The organism is Hyphomicrobium sp. 01T421, from assembly GCF_056398805.1.
Genome location: NZ_JBFTQC010000001.1, coordinates 1,471,165 through 1,486,713, shown reverse-complemented (window position 1 = coordinate 1,486,713; position 15,549 = coordinate 1,471,165). Strand labels below are relative to the sequence as shown.

Sequence of the window (15,549 nt, the reverse complement as noted above, 5' to 3'; positions counted from 1 at the left end):
GCACGATAGCTTCGAGATTGCTTCCGGCGATCAGTCGTCGTGCTTGGCGCCGGCCGTCGCTTTGATGTTGTCCAATCCGGCCTTGAAGATGCCCTCGATGACACCCTTGGCTTCCACATCGGGCTTGCCGTCGGCGTCGAACACCGCGGACCAGGCGAAGTTGATCTCGTCCTCGTCGTCATCGTCGGGCGTCAGCGCGAACTGCGCCTGATAGTTTTTGACGGGCAACGGACTCTCGATGATCTCGTAGCGATAGAAGTTCGGCTTCTCGTCCAGAAGCTTTTCCTTGATCTTGCCGCCGTCCTTGAGAGTCAAAATACGGAATTTCGCGTCACCTTCGGTGACTTCCTCGCAGCTCGCAATTGCCGGATGCCAATCCTTGATCCCGCACCAGCCGCCGAACTGAGCCCAGAGCCTCGTCCGCTCTTCGTTCATTTTCGCGGCGTCGACTTTGAGTTCGAGTTTCTTGCCCACAGCGAGGCTTGCGGCGTCGGCATGCGGCGCAGCGGCTAGCATTCCCGCAACCGCGCCAGCGATCACAAGGCCCTGTGCGAATTTCATTTGACGTAACTCCCTTCTCTTTTTTGCCCTACGCTCATACCGAAAAAACGCAGGTGGCTGCATTCACAACCGTGTTACTTTATTACAAGGAAGTTTTCCACGCCGACGCGGGAGACACATCTCCCGAACGGGCGCGGCACGGGCCCAGCGTGGGTCGCCCAAACATTCTAAGCGGCCGCAGTTCTCGGGTGGGCTTTGGTGTCAAAAAACAGCGCCTGGCTGATGATGGCCATGACCGTGTCGCGCTGGAAGGGCTTTGAAATCAGAAAGGTCGGCTCGGGCCGTTCGCCCGTCAGAACCTTCTCGGGGTAGGCCGTAATGAAAATAATCGGGACTTCGCGCTCGGCGACGATCTCTTTGGCAGCCTCGAGTCCGCTGCTACCGTCAGCAAGTTTGACGTCGGCCAGGATCAGTCCCGGCATCTGGCGTTTGACCGCGTCGAGCGCCTCATTCTTCGTCGTCGCGACGTCCTGCACGGTGTGACCGAGGCTCGTCACGATCGTTTCGAGGTCCATCGCGATCAGCAGCTCATCCTCGATGATCAGGACGTTTGTCGCCACCTGGTGAGCGATTTCCTGCCCCGCGATCTCGAGCAGCTTTTCAACTTCCGGCTCGCCGACTTCCAGTATTCCAGCCGTCTCAGAGGACGTGAAACCCTCGACCGCGACCAGCAGGAAGGCCTGCCGCGGCAGCGAGCTTATGGAATTTATGCGCCTCTGGGCGGCGCCGAGAGAATTCGGGCCGTCCTCCGAGCCTTGTCCGTCCAAACGGACAGAATTCCACACCCGCAAAAACATATGGTAGAGTGCCATGCGCGGCGGCATGTTCGTCGGAAAATCGGACGGCGTGGAAACCAAGCTTTCAAGCAGCGTGGCAACGTAAGCGTCGCCCGCTTGCTGAGCGCCTGTCAGCGTGCGCGCGAACCGCCGGAGATACGGCAAATGCACGCGGATCGTCTGGGCAATCGACATAATTCCTGAGCCTCCCGAATTAGCCAGCCGAGCTTTTTTCAACTCTCTGGAACCGCCAGCTCCACCGCGGGTTTCTGTATGGCGGCCAATATGCACCGTAACACTAACGCAGGGCCAATCGGGATGGTTCCCCCCCAGGAACAAATTCTCTCGCACCACGTTCGCCACACGAGCCCCACATCAGAACTTTCTTCAAGGAGTTTGTCCCAATCGGGGCCAATCATGAAATTGAAGGGCAAATAGCTATCATGCAGCAGCGCCTCGACTCGCCTGATGATAGCGCGCGGACCGAAGAGGAATTTCCGAATTCCGAGCGCCATCCGGAACTCGATGTTGCACGGCCCGCGGTTCCGCGGCTTCCAGGCTTCGCGGCGCAGCTGATTGGGCAGCGCATGCGAGCCATGTACGACATCATCGCTCAGGAACCTGTGCCAGACGACCTTCTCGATCTCGTTCGCCAGCTCGAGGGCAAGGAGCAGTCAACGTGACAGAAACTCCAAGCTTCGGCGACGCCCTTATACAGGCGATCCCAAATCTCCGGGCATTCGCTCATTCGCTCAGCGGCGATGCGCAGCTCTCGAACGACCTAGTGCAGGAAACGCTTTTGAAGGCCTGGACGCACAAAGACTCGTTCGTGCCCGATTCTAACCTGAAGGCTTGGCTCTTCACCATCCTTCGCAACACATACTTCACGCATTACCGCAAATCGCAACGCGAAGAACTCGATGAGGATCACGCGGCCATGAACGCCAGCGTTCCGGCCACGCAACTTACCCACCTCGAGTTCGACGATATGCAGAAAGCCCTGATGCGATTGACGGCCGATCATCGCGAGGCATTACTGCTCATCACGGCGGAAGGATTTTCCTATGAAGACGCTGCGAGGGTCTGCGGTTGCGCGGTCGGTACGATGAAGAGCCGCGTCAATCGGGCTCGCAGCCGGTTGCTCGAGGAGATGACAGGGCGGCCGGCAACGGAAGATCACGGCCACGAGCCGTTCAAAACTTCGACCAGTCGCTGAGACCGCGTCACTCGGGCCCAAACGGGGCGGCGCCGAATAAAAAAAGACGGAAAACGAGCCTCAACAGCCCGAACTCGTGCTGACCGGGGAGCCGGGGAACTATTTCTCGGCGCCGGGCGTTGTCTGGGGTTAATTGCGACGTGAGGGGAGTTGTGTATGTCGGAGCAGATCGTCGCCGTTGGGTCCGACCGCTTAACTTCGGGGCCGGGCAGCATTCTGTTCGAGATGCTCCAGACACTTCAAGCGGTTAAAGCTGGCGACTTCAGCGTCCGCATGCGCGGCGATTGGGACGGTCTCCCCGGTAAAATCGCCGACACGGTCAACGACATTATTATTACCAACCAGCGCATGGCCAACCAGCTTCAGCGCGTCGGCCAAGTCGTCGGCAAGGACGGCCTGACGAACGAGCGCGTGAGGCTCGGACTCGCGCATGGCGCCTGGGGCGAGATGGAGCAGTCGGTCAACTCGCTCATCGACGACCTGCTGCAGCCGACGACCGAAGTGACGCGCACGATCGAAGCCGTGGCGCAAGGCAATCTCTTGCAGCCGATGCGTCTCGACGTGGACGGGCGTCCTCTCAGGGGTGAGTTCCTGCGTTCGGCGACCATCGTCAATACGATGATCAAGCAGCTCTCGGTCTTCACATCCGAAGTGACGCGCGTTGCGCGCGAGGTCGGCACCGAAGGCAAGCTCGGCGGACAGGCGCAGATCCGTGAGGTCACCGGCGTCTGGAAAGACCTGACGGAGAGCGTCAACTCGATGGCCTCGAACCTGACCGCTCAGGTCCGCAACATCGCAGACGTTACGATCGCGGTTGCGAACGGCGACTTGTCGAAGAAAATCACGGTCGACGTGCGCGGCGAGATCCTGCAGCTGAAGGAAGCCATCAACACGATGGTGGAGCAGCTTCGCTCGTTCGCGGCCGAGGTGACGCGCGTCGCCCGCGAAGTCGGCACCGAAGGGCGTCTCGGCGGCCAAGCCGTCGTGCCCGGCGTCGGCGGTACGTGGAAAGACCTCACCGACAACGTCAACCTGCTCGCTGCAAACCTGACGACACAGGTTCGAAATATCGCCGAAGTGACAACGGCCGTCGCGCGCGGCGACCTTTCGCGCAAGATCACGGTCGACGTTAAAGGCGAAATTCTCGAACTCAAGAACACCATCAACACGATGGTCGATCAGCTCAACGGCTTTGCTTCAGAAGTGACGCGCGTTGCGCGCGAAGTCGGCACGGAAGGCCGCCTTGGCGGTCAAGCCACGGTGCCCGGCGTCGCCGGTACGTGGAAGGACCTGACGGACAACGTCAACTCGATGGCCGGCAACCTGACCGGACAGGTTCGCAACATCGCCGAGGTCGCGACGGCAATCGCGCGCGGCGACTTGTCGAAGAAGATCACCGTCAACGTGTCGGGTGAAATCCGACAGTTGAAGGAAACCATCAACACGATGGTCGACCAGCTCAATGCGTTTGCTTCCGAAGTGACGCGCGTTGCGCGTGAGGTCGGCACGGAAGGCAAGCTCGGCGGACAGGCGCAGGTGTCGGGCGTTGCGGGAACTTGGAAAGATTTGACCGACAGCGTCAACTCCATGGCTTCGAACCTCACGACGCAGGTTCGCAATATCGCCGAGGTTTCGACGGCCATTGCGAGCGGCGACTTGTCGAAGAAGATCGATGTCGACGTTCGCGGCGAGGTGCTGGAACTGAAAGAGACCATCAACACGATGGTCGATCAGCTCAATGGTTTCGCCTCGGAAGTGACGCGCGTTGCGCGCGAAGTCGGCACGGAAGGAAAGCTCGGCGGACAGGCGACCGTGCCGGGCGTCGCGGGAACGTGGAAAGACTTGACCGACAACGTCAACTCGATGGCCGGCAACCTGACGGGTCAGGTTCGCAATATCGCCGAGGTGACGACGGCCGTCGCGCGCGGCGACCTTTCGCGCAAGATCACCGTCGACGTCAAAGGCGAAATTCTCGAACTCAAAAACACCATCAACACGATGGTCGATCAGCTCAATGCCTTTGCTTCCGAAGTGACACGCGTTGCGCGCGAGGTCGGCACCGAAGGCAAGCTCGGCGGACAGGCACAAGTGTCGGGCGTCGCCGGTACGTGGAAGGACCTTACCGACAACGTCAACTTCATGGCCGGCAACCTGACGGCCCAGGTCCGCAACATCGCGGAAGTGGCAACGGCTATCGCGAGCGGCGACCTTTCGAAAAAGATCACTGTCGACGTGCGCGGCGAGATTTTGCTGCTCAAAGAAACGTTGAACACGATGGTCGAGCAGCTTCGCTCGTTCGCGGCCGAGGTGACGCGCGTTGCCCGCGAGGTCGGCACCGAAGGGCGTCTCGGCGGCCAAGCCGTCGTGCCGGGCGTCGGCGGGACGTGGAAAGACCTTACCGACAACGTCAACCTGCTTGCTGCAAACCTGACGACGCAGGTTCGCAACATCGCCGAAGTGACGACGGCCGTCGCGCGCGGCGACCTTTCGCGCAAGATCACCGTCGACGTCAAAGGCGAAATTCTCGAACTCAAAAACACCATCAACACGATGGTCGATCAGCTCAACGGCTTCGCCTCGGAAGTGACGCGCGTTGCGCGCGAAGTTGGCACGGAAGGCCGTCTCGGCGGTCAAGCCACCGTGCCCGGCGTCGGCGGCACGTGGAAGGACTTGACCGACACCGTCAACGTCATGGCGGCGAACTTGACGGAGCAGGTTCGGGGCATCGTGAAAGTCGTGACCGCGGTTGCCAACGGCGACCTCAAGCCGAAGCTGACGGTCAAGTCCAAGGGCGAAGTCGCGGCACTCGCCGAGACAATCAACGACATGACGGACACTCTGGCGCTCTTCGCGGATCAGGTGACGACGGTCGCGCGCGAAGTCGGCGTCGAAGGCCGGCTCGGCGGCCAGGCGAACGTTCCGGGCGCCGCCGGTACGTGGAAAGATCTCACCGGCAACGTCAACCTGCTCGCAGCAAACCTCACGACGCAGGTCCGCGCGATCGCGGAAGTGACGACGGCGGTGACGAAAGGCGACTTGACGCGCTCCATTCAGGTCGACGCGCGCGGCGAGGTGGCCGAACTCAAAGACTACATCAATACGATGATCGGAAATCTGCGGTTGACCACGCAGCTCAACACCGAACAGGACTGGCTAAACACAAACCTCGCCCGCTTCACGAGCATGCTGCAGGGGCAGCGTGACGTCATCACCGTCGCGAGAAAGCTGCTGTCGGAGCTTGTGCCCCTGATAAATGCGCATCAGGGCGTGATCTACCAGTTCGATGCTACGCGAAGCGAGCTCAAGATTCTCGCGAAGTATGCCGACGATGTGGACGTTCGATATCCCGAGAGGCTCGAGCTTGGTTCGAGCCTTATCGGACAATGCGCGATCGAAAAGAAACGCCGCGTCCTAACGGACATTCCGGAGCCGACGGCCAGCATCGACGCTGTCGTGTTCAAGGCTCCTCCCCGCAGCGTCATCGTACATCCGATCACGTTCGAAGATCAGATCAAGGCCGTCATTTCGCTGAGTTCGCTGCAGAATTTCGAGCCGGCGCAGTTGACGTTCCTCGAACAGCTATCGGTCAGCATCGGCGTCGTTCTAAACAGTATCGAAGCGACGATGCAGACGGAAAGCCTGCTCATGCAGTCGCAACAGCTCGCGGCCGAGCTTCAAGACCAGCAGAAGGCGATGCAGAAAACGAACGAGGAGCTGGCGCAGAAGGCGCAGCAGCTCGCTGAACGCAACGTCGAAGTCGAACGTAAGAACGAAGAAATCGATCAGGCCCGCCGCGCCGTCGAGGAGAAGGCTGCAGAGCTCGCGCTCACATCGCGGTACAAATCCGAGTTCCTCGCGAACATGTCTCACGAGCTTCGGACGCCACTCAACAGCATTCTTATTCTTGGGCAGCAACTGACGGACAATCCCGACGGCAACCTCTCCGACAGGCAGGTCGAGTTCGCGCGGACAATTCATGGCGCGGGCACGGATCTTCTGAATTTGATCAGCGACATTCTCGATCTTTCGAAGATCGAATCCGGAACGGTGTCGGTCGACGCCGAAGAGATCTCGTTCAACGGCCTGATCGAAGCCGTCGCCCGGCCGTTCCGTCACGAGGCGGAGCGCCGCGCGCTCGAATTCCAGGTCATCTTCAACGCCGATCTCGGGAAATCAATTTTTACGGACTCGAAGCGCCTACAGCAGGTTCTGAAAAACCTGCTGTCGAACGCGTTCAAGTTCACGCGCGAGGGCCACGTTCGGCTGACAGTCAAGCCTGCGACCGGAAAGTGGGGGCCCGATCATCCCATCCTCTCGGCCGCGCAGACCATCGTGGCGTTCGAGGTGCAAGACTCAGGGATCGGCATTCCTGCCGACAAACAGAAGCTCATCTTTGAAGCGTTTCAACAGGCCGATGCGAGTACGAGCCGAAAGTACGGCGGTACCGGGCTTGGTCTCGCGATCAGCCGCGAACTCGCCCATCTTCTCGGCGGCGAGATCCAGCTCCGAAGCGAACCCGGAGTCGGCAGCGTGTTCACGCTTTATTTGCCGCTCCGCTACGCGATGCTGGCGAGCGAGGTTCGGACCAAGCCCGATTCGGTTGCTCCAGTGCCGGTCCCAATGTCACTCGCGGGTCCGCTGCCGCCGCCGATCGAAGACGATCGCGACAACATCGCGGCCGGAGATCAGGTTCTTCTTATTGTCGAGGACGATCCGAACTTCGCGCGGATACTGCTCGACGCGGCGCACGAGACGGGATTCAAGGGCATCGTTTCCCAACGCGGCATCGATGCCATGGCGCTCGCGACCGATTTCAATCCGACCGCCATTTCCCTCGATATCCATCTTCCGGACGTGCTCGGCTGGTCGGTTCTCAGTCAGCTCAAGCACAACCCGCTCACCCGGCACATTCCGGTTCAGGTCCTCACGCTCGACGACGATCGTCATCACGGATTGGCGCGCGGCGCATATTCGTTCCTCACGAAGCCTCTGCAGACCGAGCAACTCAAAACGGCGTTACGCAAGATCGGTACCTTCTCAGCTTCCAGAACCAAGAAATTGCTGATCATCGAAGACGACGCTTCCGAGTTGTTGAGCGTCTCGGTGCTGCTCGAAGACAGCGACGTCGAAATCTTGACGGCATCGAGCGGGAATTCCGCCATCGAAATTCTGAAAAACGAGAACGTGGATTGCGTCGTTCTCGACCTCAAACTGCCCGACATGTCGGGCTTCGAAATCCTCGAACACATGAGCCGTCAAGATGCGATGCGGGATATCCCCGTCATTGTGTTCACGGGGCGCGAGCTGTCGAGCGAGGAGAACTTGCAGATCCGGCAATACGCCCGTACGATCGTGGTCAAGGGCGTGGAATCCCCCGAGCGTCTTCTCGACGAAACCGCGCTATTCCTGCACCGTGTCGTTACCGAACTTCCGGCCGAGAAGCAGGAACTATTGTCTCGGCTGCACGATACAGACGACTATCTGATCGGACGCAAGGTTCTTCTGGTTGACGACGACGCGCGAAATATATTCGCGTTGAGCAGTCTCCTCGAACGTCGCGGCATGGAAGTCCTGACGGCGACTACCGGATTGGAAGCGATCGAAACCTTGAGCACGACCGATGTTTCGATCGTCTTGATGGATATCATGATGCCGGAGATGGACGGTTATCAGACGATGCAGAAAATTCGGAGCAGCGAGAAAAACCAACGGCTGCCCATCATTGCGCTCACTGCCAAAGCGATGAAGGGTGATCGCGAGAAATGTCTCGAAGCCGGCGCATCCGATTATCTGGCGAAGCCTGTCGATACGGAGCAGTTGATTTCCGCGTTGCGTATGTGGCTGCACCGTTAACGGGGAAACCATGACAGGCGAATCCGCTTCGACAGAACCCGTGAACATTCTTCTCGTCGACGATCAGCCGGGAAAGCTGATGACGTACGAGGCCGTTCTCGATGGCCTCGATGCTAACCTCATCAAGGCGACGACCGCAGAAGAAGCGCTGACTGCGCTGCTCAAAACGGACATCGCTGTTATCCTGATGGACGTTTGCATGCCGGATCTCGATGGCTTCGAGCTGGCCGCGATGATCCGCGACCACCCGCGGCATGAGAAGACCGCCGTCATTTTCATCTCCGCGGTTCGCCTTGAAATCGATGACCTGCTCAAAGGTTACCGGACGGGCGCGGTCGATTACGTGTCGGTTCCGGTCGTGCCGGAAATCCTCAAGGCGAAAGTCCAGATTTTCGTCGAGCTCTATAGAAAGAGCCGGCAACTCGATACACTCAACGCCGAGCTCGAGGAGCGCGTGCGCCAACGCGCGCTGCAGCTCGAAGAATCGCACGCCCGCCTGCAAGAGAGCGAGGAACGGCTTCGCCTTGCGAGTGAGGCCGCGAACCTCGCGACCTTCGAATTCGACCAGAAGGCGCAGACCCTGCAGTGGTCAGCCAATATCTCCGAGGTTCTTCACAGCAACCTGCCGGAACATCAAACCTTCGAGTCGTTCGTTCAGTTCGTGCACGAAGACGACCGCGAAATGGTCCGCAGCTATGTTCGCACCGCAAATTACGCGGAAACGACCGCCGAATTGGAATTTCGCGTAACGGGTGCGCGCGGCGTTGCTTGGATTCTCGCCCGCGCTCGCGCGTTCAGCACCGGCAACGCCGAGACGCCGCGCGTGCTTGGTACTCTGCTCGACATCACCGATCGCAAGTCCGCCGAGAGCCATCAGCAGCTTCTCATGGCCGAACTCGATCACAGGGTGAAGAACATTCTCGCCAACGTTGCGGCGATTGCCCGGCTCTCGAGTTCCAACGCGGTTTCAGTCGGATCATTCGCGTCGGCGCTCGACGGGCGCATTCATGCAATGTCGGCTGCGCATGACCTTTTGCGGCAGAGCAGCTGGACGGGCGTCGATCTCCACGAACTCGTGCAGGGTGCGCTGGCGCCGTTCCGCTCGCGATCGGACAACGACATCGTCGTCGACGGCGAGCGCGTCCGGCTGACATCGAAGTTCGGTCAGTCCATGGCTCTCGTGCTGCACGAACTCGTGACGAACGCGGTAAAACACGGGGCGCTTTCGGCGCCCGGCGGAAGGGTCGCCATCAACTGGTCACGGATCGGGACGCCGGACGGCGACAAGATCGGCTTCTCGTGGCGGGAGAGCGGAGGACCGCTTTGCGCCAAACCAGAGCGCAACGGATTTGGGCTCGCGGTCATTCGCAGCGCTGCATCGGAATGCGGCGGTGTTGCAGAAATGACTTTCGCGCCGGAAGGTTTTCAATTCGACTTCCAGGGCGAGCTGTCGACACGGACACACATGGTGGGGACCCGCCACATCGCGATTGTTCCGAAAGCGCGTGGGCCGCTGATGGCGGCCAACATACCGGCGCCCCATCGTCCCTGTCGCATCCTGCTCGTCGAAGATGAAGCCCTCATCGCCATGCAGCTGAAGCTCGATCTCGAGGCGGAAGGTCATACCGTGCTTGGGCCGATCGGGCGGCTGTCCGACGGCCTCAAGGCTGCCGCCGATTCCAATTTCGACATTGCGTTAATCGACATAAATCTCGGTGCGGACAACAGCGCGCCGATAGCTGAAATCCTCGACCGGCGCCGGATCCCGTTTGCTTTCACGACGGGATACAACGATCTCGTGTTTCTACCGCCGCGGCTGCGGGATTACCCGCATCTGACGAAGCCCTACAATCCGGCTGATGTGAAGGATCTTGTAAACATGCTTGCCCACGGCGCCGAGGAGCGCCGCTCAGCCGATAGTGCCTCCAATCAAGTCGCGTAGAAACCGCCGCCCTCGCCCGTTATTCCAATTTGCGCGCGTCGACGACGGGATTGTTGAATTAAGCGTTGCGCCGCTCAGTTCCGGCGAGYCGTCATCGTTGCTTAAAATTGCCCGTCAAAAGCAAGACATCCGGTTTGGATTTGGGTGGAGGGCCAACGTCGTATAATACGGCGAGCGGATCTTCTGGCCCGATCTCGTTCGAAGCCATCGCCTTCGCGGCGCATACTATTATAAATTGAGCCGGACGCCCTGAGGCAGGCTCGTCCCGTGAAGCACGCCTCCGAGCTTCAAGGCCTGCGGGAATTCGCTCGGCGGTCCGGACGTCGGTCCTGCCATTGTGCGCCGAAGGCAACCAACGCCGTCGCTTCGGAGTTGTTCCCGTTTGCAAGTTTCACTCCCTAGGGGGACCTGATGACTCTGTCGACTTCCCTTCCTTATCGCTCGTCACTCGACGTCGCGGCGATTGGCAACGGGCGCATCGCTGCGCTCATTGATCAAGGCGCGCGCATCGTCTGGTGGTGCTTTCCGCGGCTGGATGGCGATCCGATCTTTTGCCGGTTGCTTGCCGGTGACGAGGAGAAGGGCTTCTGCGATGTCGTGCTTGAGGGACAGGTCTCTGCGACATCGTATTACATTCGCAACACGAGCATTCTCGAGACGATCCTGATTGCCGAGAATGGCGCAAGCGTCAAAGTGACGGACTTCTGCCCGCGTTTCTGGCGCTACGATCGCCCCTTCCATCCTGCACAGCTCGTTCGCCGGATCGAGCCGCTGAGAGGACGGCCGCGAATTTCCGTGCGCGTCAGGCCAACGTACAATTACGGGCAGCCTGTGACCAACTCGTCGTACGGATCGAACCACGTTCGCTATCTCTGCGGTTCCTCGTCCATTCGCGTCACGACCGATCTTCCCGTATCTTATATCGCGCACGAGACATCGTTTTCGCTGACGCATCCGGCGACACTCGTTATCGGCGCGGACGAACCGATCGAAAGCTCGATCGATTCCATGTCGCGAGAGTTTCTGGAACGCACGCGCGATTTCTGGGTGACGTGGGTGCGCGGACTTGCCGTCAGCTACGAATGGCAGCCCGAGATCATACGCGCCGCAATTTCGCTGAAGCTCTGCACCTATGAGGAAACGGGCGCAATCACAGCGGCCTTGACGACGTCGATACCGGAAGCGCCGAATACTCCCAGAACGTGGGACTACCGGTTCTGCTGGCTGCGTGACGCTTATTTCGTCATCCGCGCGCTCAATCGTTTGGGCGCCACGCAGTCGATGGAAAACTATCTCGACTACATCACGACCGTCGTCTCCGACACGCAGAGCCCTTTGAAGCCGGTGTACGGCATCGTCCACAATGATGCGGCTCAAGAGAGTATTGCCCCTCACCTGCAGGGCTTTCTCGGCATGGGTCCGGTGCGCGTCGGCAACCTCGCGTCCGACCAATTGCAGCATGATGCTTATGGCAGCGTCATACTCGGCGTCGCGCAGATGTTCATCGATCAGCGGCTGCCGCGGATGGGCGACGTCAGCCTTTTCCGCGAGCTTGAATATCTCGGCGAGCATGCCCGTCGTCTCTATCTGGAACCCGATGCGGGCATTTGGGAGTATCGCGGCCGGATGCGCATTCATACGCATTCGGCGGTGTTGTGCTGGGTCGCTTGCGACCGCCTGGCCCGGATAGCCACGCTTTTGGGATTGGGCGAACGTGCCGTCTACTGGAAAGAATCCGCCGACAAAATCCGAGCAGAAATTCTGAGCCGGGCATGGAGCGATAAGCGCGGCTCGTTCACCGGCGCGTTCGATCACGAAGAACTCGACGCCAGTGTCTTGTTGTTGGCCGATCTTGGCTTTCTGCCACCGAGCGATCCCCGGTTCGTCAAGACGGTCAATGCCGTTGGCCGGGAATTGATGCGTAACGGTTTGATGTTGCGCTATGCGGCCGAGGACGATTTCGGCTTACCGGAATCGGCGTTTCTCGCCTGCCAATTCTGGTACATTGACGCGCTCGAATCCGTCGGGCGTAAAGAGGAAGCGCGCGGACTATTCTGCGAACTTCTCAAGAAGCGCAACGCGTTTGGCCTCATGAGCGAAGATCTCAATCCCGCGACGGGGCAACTCTGGGGCAACCTCCCGCAGACCTATTCCATGGCAGGGATGATCAATTCGGCGATGACATTATCGAAGACGTGGGAAGAGGCTTGGTCGGGGTCGGCGCCAAAACACGATATGACTTCCATCGAACAGGAGCGGACCGAGCGTGAACCTTCGGCCACCGGTCTGCATCTGCCGCGCCGATCGCTGAACGTCAGCTGAGCTTCGACGTCAGTAGAGCGAGGCTGCCCGGCCGCGCGTGCGCCGCGTCGTCGTCTGTTTCACGATGGCGGCGATGCGGCAGCGAACCCCGTTTTCGTTGAACTCTCGCTCCACCTGCGCGCTCGGAAATCCGCTATCGATCAACGTGGTTCCGAGCCCGCGCCGTTCCGGGGCCGAGACCCGCGGGCCGCCCTTCTCGTCCCAGACAAGCTCGAAGGACAATTCGTCTTCATCGATTTTGCTCAGGGTCCATTTCACGCTTACCGATCCGCGTGCATCCGACCAAGCGCCGTATTTGATCGCGTTCGTTCCGAGTTCGTGAAGCGTCAGCGCGAGCGCACTCGCGACGTCGCCGGGGATGATCGTATCTGGCCCACCCATGTCAAACCGTTGCGCGCCGGGCGGCACCAGAGGCTTCAACGTTTCGGCGATCAGCTCATGCAGTGAGGCGCCGACAAAACTGCGCGTCGCGATCAGGTCCATCGCATTACCCATCGCCGAGAGACGCCCTGCGAGTGATTTGGCAAAGGCATCTACGTCGCGGCTATACCGCGCCGATTGGCTGACGAGACCGGCGATGACCGCGAAGGTGTTTTTCAGGCGGTGGCGAAGCTCGATGTTGAGCTGCTCGAGTTGGAGTTCTCCCAGCGCGCTGTCTTGAAACAAGGCTTCGTTGCGCGCCCGCTCATTCATCAGACTCTCGACCTTTCGATTGAGGAGATGAACGACTGCGATGATGAAGAACGAGAGGACGGCGAAGCTTCCAAGAGCAACGATCGTGGAGGGGGTGATCTCGCCCCATCCGGGACCCGGAAGGAAAAAATACCAGCTAAAGAAAAAGGACGCCGCGGCGACCAGCAAGGCGGGTCCGGTTCCGGCGACCAGAGCCGCGACGAGGATCGCCAAAAAGAACGTCAAGAAAGGGACGGTGTCCTGTAACCATCTCGACAGTCCCAACCGCGTCAACGCGGCAAGGGCAAAAATCGCGATGCCTATCGGATAAGCGTAGCGTGCCCTGCGCCGCAATCGCGGAAACACACGTTCGATCAGATTGTCGACGAGTTGAACCATTCGCCCCACGAACGGCACAGCGCCTCCGTCCAGCATTCCGGCGGCGCTCAAGAGCCGTCGCCGTCCCCCATTTGCGTTAAACCCTGTAGCTATCATGGTTTGCACGCGCTTGCGAGGGCTGGACTGCCTGTTGTGGCAAAGAATGGCGTCAACGCCGACATCTTCGCGACGGCGCCCCCGGCAGAACATGCCTGGAACGCTACGTCCGGCGGAACGAGGGAACCCATAGCAATCCCGGGGGTTTACACCCAGGTGCAATGCCACGCGGGGGTCTGGCTTTTACCAAGCTTTTACCAAGCTCGCGCGTCGGATCAGAAGGAGCTATCGTGGCTAGGCTTGTCATGGTTTCGAACCGGGTCATCGACTTCAACGTGGCTCAGCAGGCAGGTGGAGTCGCGGTTGCGATTTATAACACTCTCGCGCGTCAGAGCGGTTTTTGGTTCGGTTGGGACGGACAAATCGTCGATGCCGATTGCGCTGAGATAAAAGTCTCCCGCGCAGACGGCCATACGACGGTAACGGAGCCGCTGACGCCAGCGGATTATGCCGAATATTATCTCGGCTATTCGAACTCGGTGTTGTGGCCGGTGTTTCACAACCGTCTCGATCTCGCGCAGTTCGAGGCCGGCTATTATTCCCGTTATGTGGCGGTGAACGAGCGTTTCGCGACCCATCTGGCACCGCTCATCGAGCCCGAGGACGTGATCTGGGTGCACGACTATCACCTGTTGCCGATGGCGCTCGAATTGCGCAAGCTCGGCATTGAAAATCCTATCGGCTATTTCCTGCACATTCCCGTCGGGCCAGCCCAGGCGTTACTCGCCATTCCGGAAAACAAGGAGATCGCCCGGGCGCTCAGCGCCTACGATCTCATTGGTTTGCAGACGCAGTCAGATGTGCGCAATTTGATCGACTTTCTTCAGCAAAGCGTCTTCGGGAGGCTCTTGCCCTCCGGCCGCATTCGCGTGTTCGAGGCAGAACTCGATATCGGATGTTTCCCTGTCGGCATCGATCCTGCCGATTTCGCCTTCAACCCCGGCGAGGCCGAAGCATTGAAGGCGGCCGACACATCCGAGACAAATCGGATCATCGGCATCGACCGGTTGGATTACACCAAGGGTCTTCCGCAGAAATTCCGCGCATACGGAAAATTCCTCGACGAATATCCAGACTATCGCCGTCGTATCGTGCTGTCGCAATTCGCGCCGCCGACGCGTGAAAGCGTCGAAGCCTATGCCGACATCAAGGCCGAGCTCGAATCTCTCGCCGGCTCGATCAACGGCCGCTTCGGCGAACTCGACTGGGTGCCGATCAATTACATCCACAGGACCATTCCCCGTGCGGAGCTTCGCGATGTTTATCGCTCATCTCGAATCGGGTGGGTGACGCCGCTTATGGACGGCATGAACCTCGTCGCGAAAGAGTTCATCGCATGCCAAGATCCGGATGATCCCGGCGTCCTCATTCTGTCGAAGTTTGCGGGCGCCGCGGCGCAGCTCGAGGACGCGGTCCTCGTCAATCCGTACGACGTCAACGACATGGTGGAGGGCCTGCGGATTGCTCTCGAAATGCCGCTCGACGAACGACGCGCCCGGCACGACCGGTTACTCACCGGCATCCGGAAGAACGATTCAAACGAATGGAGCCGCAGCTATTTCTCCGCGCTCATGAAGGCCGGGCAACGCCGCCTCGCCCGGTCGCCGAAGTCATCGCCCGAGATGGGGCAAGCTCTCGAACGATTGCAGAGTTCAGCCAAAAAAAACCTCCCGCCGAGCCGGCTAACGGCCAACGTGGTGACATAATGGGTG

Annotated in this window: 9 protein-coding genes; 6 read left to right on the top strand and 3 right to left on the bottom strand. The window is 59.7% G+C overall.

All coding sequences use genetic code 11. The features are described 5' to 3' along the window. Positions 1 to 30: 30 nt before the first annotated feature. Positions 31 to 561: an SRPBCC family protein gene (locus AC1DK3_RS06655; protein WP_477191472.1), complete on the bottom strand. Its 531-nt coding sequence runs from the start codon at positions 559 to 561 to the stop codon at positions 31 to 33. Between the two features lie 167 nt (positions 562 to 728). Further along, positions 729 to 1,532, bottom strand: a complete 804-nt coding sequence (locus AC1DK3_RS06650) for a response regulator (protein ID WP_477191471.1) — start codon at positions 1,530 to 1,532, stop codon at positions 729 to 731. A gap of 248 nt (positions 1,533 to 1,780) precedes the next feature. Between AC1DK3_RS06650 and AC1DK3_RS06645 the strand changes: the two genes are divergently transcribed. The 5 genes from AC1DK3_RS06645 to AC1DK3_RS06625 all read left to right on the top strand — a co-directional run bounded on the left by AC1DK3_RS06645 (position 1,781) and on the right by AC1DK3_RS06625 (position 12,670). Then, positions 1,781 to 2,020 carry a NepR family anti-sigma factor gene (locus tag AC1DK3_RS06645; RefSeq protein WP_477191470.1) on the top strand — a complete coding sequence of 80 codons (240 nt, stop codon included), beginning with the start codon at positions 1,781 to 1,783 and terminating at the stop codon, positions 2,018 to 2,020. After that, positions 2,017 to 2,553: a sigma-70 family RNA polymerase sigma factor gene (locus AC1DK3_RS06640; protein ID WP_092866969.1), complete on the top strand. Its 537-nt coding sequence runs from the start codon at positions 2,017 to 2,019 to the stop codon at positions 2,551 to 2,553. Before AC1DK3_RS06645 ends, AC1DK3_RS06640 begins: the two co-directional genes overlap by 4 nt. 156 nt (positions 2,554 to 2,709) lie before the next feature. After that, positions 2,710 to 8,406 (top strand): HAMP domain-containing protein, encoded by a 5,697-nt coding sequence (locus AC1DK3_RS06635; RefSeq protein WP_477191469.1) that lies wholly within the window; start codon positions 2,710 to 2,712, stop codon positions 8,404 to 8,406. Between the two features lie 10 nt (positions 8,407 to 8,416). Further along, positions 8,417 to 10,348 carry an HWE histidine kinase domain-containing protein gene (locus AC1DK3_RS06630; protein WP_477191468.1) on the top strand — a complete coding sequence of 644 codons (1,932 nt, stop codon included), beginning with the start codon at positions 8,417 to 8,419 and terminating at the stop codon, positions 10,346 to 10,348. 411 nt (positions 10,349 to 10,759) lie between these two features. Next, positions 10,760 to 12,670, top strand: a complete 1,911-nt coding sequence (locus AC1DK3_RS06625; RefSeq protein ID WP_477191467.1) for a glycoside hydrolase family 15 protein — start codon at positions 10,760 to 10,762, stop codon at positions 12,668 to 12,670. Positions 12,671 to 12,679: 9 nt separating this feature from the next. Here the strand turns inward: AC1DK3_RS06625 and AC1DK3_RS06620 are convergent, their stop codons facing one another. Next, positions 12,680 to 13,777, bottom strand: a complete 1,098-nt coding sequence (locus AC1DK3_RS06620; RefSeq protein ID WP_477191466.1) for an HWE histidine kinase domain-containing protein — start codon at positions 13,775 to 13,777, stop codon at positions 12,680 to 12,682. Between the two features lie 290 nt (positions 13,778 to 14,067). Here AC1DK3_RS06620 and AC1DK3_RS06615 point away from each other — a divergent pair, with 290 nt between their 5' ends. Continuing rightward, positions 14,068 to 15,543, top strand: coding sequence for an alpha,alpha-trehalose-phosphate synthase (UDP-forming) (locus AC1DK3_RS06615; protein ID WP_477191465.1), 1,476 nt, complete (start codon positions 14,068 to 14,070; stop codon positions 15,541 to 15,543). The last annotated feature ends 6 nt before the right edge of the window (positions 15,544 to 15,549 follow it).

Bases quoted from the DNA above. Each gene is read 5' to 3' on its own strand.
- AC1DK3_RS06650 (WP_477191471.1), bottom strand. From the start codon at position 1,532: ATGTCGATTGCCCAGACGATCCGCGTGCATTTGCCGTATCTCCGGCGG.
- AC1DK3_RS06635 (WP_477191469.1), top strand. From the start codon at position 2,710: ATGTCGGAGCAGATCGTCGCCGTTGGGTCCGACCGCTTAACTTCGGGG.
- AC1DK3_RS06620 (WP_477191466.1), bottom strand. From the start codon at position 13,777: ATGCTGGACGGAGGCGCTGTGCCGTTCGTGGGGCGAATGGTTCAACTC.
- AC1DK3_RS06625 (WP_477191467.1), top strand. From the start codon at position 10,760: ATGACTCTGTCGACTTCCCTTCCTTATCGCTCGTCACTCGACGTCGCG.
- AC1DK3_RS06630 (WP_477191468.1), top strand. From the start codon at position 8,417: ATGACAGGCGAATCCGCTTCGACAGAACCCGTGAACATTCTTCTCGTC.
- AC1DK3_RS06655 (WP_477191472.1), bottom strand. From the start codon at position 561: ATGAAATTCGCACAGGGCCTTGTGATCGCTGGCGCGGTTGCGGGAATG.
- AC1DK3_RS06645 (WP_477191470.1), top strand. From the start codon at position 1,781: ATGCAGCAGCGCCTCGACTCGCCTGATGATAGCGCGCGGACCGAAGAG.